The sequence below is a fragment of the Streptococcus sp. 10F2 genome, assembly GCF_054331515.2.
The window spans coordinates 1-515 of sequence record NZ_JBTGGE020000138.1 but is presented as its reverse complement, the minus strand read 5'-3'; the positions used below and the strand labels follow the sequence as shown (position 1 = coordinate 515).

The window sequence follows — 515 nt, the reverse complement described above, 5'->3', positions numbered from 1 at the left end:
TAAACAGCATCAGAAAAGCAGATTTGATAATTTTCTAAGCTGGACATGGTATCATTAATTTTCATTGTGATCCATCTACAGAAGTTAAACTCTGTAAAACGTGCATAAATTTCCTGAAGAACACCCTCCTTCTTCTTTGCATGAAAATTAACGAGGCCTATACTATACTTTAGGTCTCTAAAACTTGTCTCTATGCCCCATCTACGGGCGTAGAGTTTTTTAATCTCCTCAAAAGGCAAGTCTGAATTTGTAACGAGGACCTCATATTTTCCTTCCCCTATCGGAATCTTTAAAATCCGAAAATTTAGTTCATAAAGTTTAGGATTACTTCCATAATTGATAGAGTCCGGTAGGAAATCAAATCTATCACTATGTGGTACAAATCGATAATGTTCTGAATCATGTTTATAGAGATTCTTCAACTTGTTTGTTTGATTCCTAGACAATTTAATAGTAACCATTTTTTCAATCGAAGTATCAGGTAAATGAAACCTTGAGGCAAAAGACTCCTTGCC

The 515-nt window shown here is 34.6% G+C and carries 1 protein-coding gene; it reads right to left on the bottom strand.

The window, feature by feature from the left end:
• A partial coding sequence (locus ACXM1Q_RS09420) for a transposase (RefSeq protein ID WP_458517827.1) occupies positions 1 to 422 on the bottom strand: 422 nt, incomplete at its 3' end.
• Between the last annotated feature and the right edge of the window lie 93 nt (positions 423 to 515).